3 protein-coding genes are annotated in these 3,772 nt (G+C 29.1%); all 3 read right to left on the minus strand.

Going from position 1 to position 3,772, the window contains the following annotated elements:
- Positions 1-279 precede the first annotated feature (279 nt).
- Entirely contained in the window at positions 280-1,851 is a 1,572-nt protein-coding gene (gene glyS, locus L8D11_RS04075) for a glycine--tRNA ligase subunit beta (protein WP_236870399.1), read from the minus strand.
- A gap of 2 nt (positions 1,852-1,853) precedes the next feature.
- On the minus strand, positions 1,854-2,633 hold the full coding sequence (folP, locus tag L8D11_RS04080; protein WP_236870400.1) for a dihydropteroate synthase: 780 nt from the start codon (positions 2,631-2,633) through the stop codon (positions 1,854-1,856).
- An 86-nt stretch (positions 2,634-2,719) separates the two neighbouring features.
- Positions 2,720-3,166: a type II toxin-antitoxin system RatA family toxin gene (locus tag L8D11_RS04085; RefSeq protein ID WP_236870401.1), complete on the minus strand. Its 447-nt coding sequence runs from the start codon at positions 3,164-3,166 to the stop codon at positions 2,720-2,722.
- Positions 3,167-3,772 lie beyond the last annotated feature (606 nt).

Genomic DNA, 3,772 nt, shown 5'->3' on the forward strand with positions numbered 1-3,772 from the left:
TCCAAAGAGAGAATTTTCAAAAAGCTAAATTTATTTGGGATGAAGCTATCCAAGAGATAGCTGCTGCCTAAAATTTAAGGGTCAGGGTTGTGTTGCGGCCATATTTCCATTAACTTGACGGTGCCTCCATAATTATAAAAAATTAAAAGGCCCGCCTGGGGGCTCGCGCTCAAGCGCGAGTCGGATCTTTTGTTGAATTACTTTGAGAATTAAATGGACGTGCTGCTACAATCATCCTCTCAACTACTTTCTAGATGCAATCTAATCCCGAGTTGGGGTTTATAGAGAGTTATTGATGTATTGTAAATCAATAGAATATATATTTTTGTCCTTACTTGATAAGATTTCAATTCTTTCTTTGATGAAGTCGACCACATTTTTGTTAATCAAATGGTTTAGTTTAATTTCCAATTCATTAGAACAAACAATTCTTATAATACCGATAGCTGCTCTTCTTAATGCATAAGGATCCTTAGAGCCTGTTGGTTTAATATTAATCTCAAACATGGAATTTAAAGTAACTATTTTATCTGCTAATGCCATTATAATACTTAAAGCTTCCTTAGGAACTTTATCGCTAGGACCTTGTGGTAGATAATGTTCTTTAATTGCGTTTGCAACATCAGTTCCTTCATTATCATTCAAAGCGTAATAGTATCCAGCTATACCCTGTAGTTCAGGTAGTTCATTTACTATTTCTGTAACTAAATCTGCTTTTATTAATAATGATGTTCGCTCAATCCTATCTTTATTATTAGTTTTAGTTTGTTTAGCAATGTCTAGAGCAACTTCTTTTACCATTTTTATTTTATCATAATAACTACCTATTTCATGGTGGAAGGTAACCTTTTTTAGCTTTTCAAATTTATCGATGAGGTTTGTTTTTAGATCCTGATTATAGAAATATTGAGCATCAGAAAGTCTAGATCTTAAAACCTTTTCGTTTCCAGCAATCACAGTTTTTAAATTATCATCTGTCATAACATTTGAAACAATAATAAAATATGGGGCTAAATTATCGTTTTTATCTTGTGTCATTAAATATTTTTGGTGAAATTTTAACATTGATACTAAAATTTCTTTAGGCAATTTCATGAATTTTTCTTCAATTTTGCCAATAGTAACGTGAGGAGATTCTACTAAATTAGCAACTTCTTTTACTAGCTCATCATCATTTATTATAGAAATATTTAATGATTTACAAATGCTGATAGCTTGAGTTTTAATTATTTCTAGTCTTTTTTCTTGGAAAATATGGATACCAAACTCTTCTAGTTTTTGTTTATATGTTGCAAAAGAATCAATATTTATAACTTTATTTTTGCCATATGTTTGGTTACTTGCGGTAATGTGACCAAAATTTACTGGTATAACTTCTTTGTCAAATAAACATAATATTGAATGGATTGGTCGGATCCATTTTATATCATACCTTCCCCATCTCATAGATTTTGGCCATACAAATGTTGCAATGATTTCTTCAAGTGCTATTTTTATAATCTCTTTGATACATTTTTTTTCTGATATTTCATTATAGTGATAATAGCCATCCTTTTCTATGAGATTAGAAGTATTTTTTATATTATATTTTTTAAGAAAGCCTTCTATTGCTTTTTCAGAGGCAGTTATTTTTGGCCCTCTAATTTCCGAAGAAGTGCTATCAACTATTTTGGGTATGTCTAATATATGAAACCCTATTCTTTTTGGAGTAAAAAAATACTGTCCCTCAAATTCTTTTTGAAATAGCTTGTGCAATTTTTCAAGCATATTATTGAAAAGCTTGCTAGCACTAAAATCTTGCATTTCACTTGGTATTTCTTCAGAGTAAATTTCAAAAAGCAGTGCTGGCATGATTAATCAATTCTATTTAGCAAACTAGAAAAAATTATAAAAGACCTTTTATGCATTTTAACATTATGAATTCTAACATAATCTATCTCATGAAATAGTAGATAAAGAGATGCTGTTAAAGTATCAATATCTTTATCATAGACTTCATATTCTTGTATCGCTTCAAAAAAAGATTTTCTTGAATGACCAATGCATATTTTGATCCCATATTCTTTTAAATCTTTAACATTTTTTAATATATCCATTGATTGATTGGAATTGGTAGTAAATCCTAAGCCTGGGTCAATAATAAGGCGTTCTTTTTGAATTCCATATTTTTCACACTCTTCAATTTTTTTGCCTACCCAATCATAAATTTCGCTAGTTGATTCAATACGTATTTTTTTATCAGCTGGCAAAACTATACTTTTCATGCAGATATAGTTTAAGTTGTGGTTTGCGGCAACAATTTCTAATACCTTCGGATCTTTACCACCATTTACATCATTTATATATGTGATACCTTTGTCCACAGCATACTTCATAGTGGTGTAGTGATAACTATCTATACTGATGTTTTTAGGGCTTATTTCTTCTAATAAAGGTTTCAGTCTTGCTAATTCTTCAGGTTCTGATATTAAAGGTGCTCCATAGGAAGTAGCACTTGCTCCAATATCAACTATATCAGCCCCTTCTATAAACAACTCATCAATACGGTATTTTGCATCTCGGAGGTTATTATACTTTCCACCATCGGAAAAAGAATCTGAATTGTAATTCAGTATACCAACAAGCTTAGTCATAAATCGAATAATTTATAAAAAATAGGAGTTCTACCTTATAACACGTTTTTCTAAAATTGGCTCCTTTTAATTGTAATTTTAATAAATTATGGTGAATTTTTTATATGGTCATTAAAAGAATTTAGGATTTTCGAACATGCATTATTAAATAACTTAGTTAATAATTTTTCTAATAATTTGGATTTTAGTAAAAATTTTATATTAAAATCAATAAATGTTGTTGTTTCATCAACCTTTTTTAACTTCCAACTTGATTCAAGAAATTTAAAGGGACCTTTGATCATTTTGGTTTCAATTAAAGCAATTCCAGTATTTTTTATGTTATTTTCTATTATAACTCTTGATGTGTATTTTAAATTTACAGCTTTAAATAGTATAATTAGGTCAGCTATAATTTCATTTTCTGATTTAGAAATAATTTTTGCTCCATAACACCATGGTATAAATTTTGGATAATTTTCAACGTCAATTACTACTTCAAAAACTTTATTTACATTCTGGTCAATAATTTTGCTATTAGAATATTTAAACATTTTAATTTATCTGTACAATCCTATAATTAGCTTTGTCAAAAATCATCCTATAGGCTAAGAAATAGTGATGATTCAAGTTATCTGTTAAATTTACTTTGAGCACACATCTGTTACAATTTGATGAATTGAGCCTTATCTTATATAAATTTTGTTTAGTAAAATCAAAAATAAAATTTTTAACTGTCATTCTATCCTCTGCATTATATATTCGAACAGCTAACTTCTTAAAATGCAGTGTTTTATCTAATCTTAGGAAGATTATAAAATCGTTTTGTTTATTTAAGGGTTTGATATCAATTTTCAAGATTTTAGTTAAGTTTTTACTATCTGCTCGTACGCTATTGATTGCCTTAGAAGATATATTTTTTAAATTATCAAATGATAATTTTTTCCCATAGGTAGCATTTGCTATAAAAATAAAACAGGCATCAGCAGATAAGAATATAATGAATAATAATATTAGGTAGATTTGATATTTATTAATCGAGTAGAGAGGCGCATTGCAGCACCTCCCTCTCACACCACCGTACAAGCGATGTCGCATAGGGCGGTTTCAGATTTGTGTTTACCAAAAGCAGAGTACATAGAGAAGAGATTAATCTTCTC

Origin of the sequence: Candidatus Bandiella numerosa (genome assembly GCF_021811875.1) — a bacterium.
GTDB lineage: Bacteria > Pseudomonadota > Alphaproteobacteria > Rickettsiales > Midichloriaceae > Aquirickettsia > Aquirickettsia numerosa_A.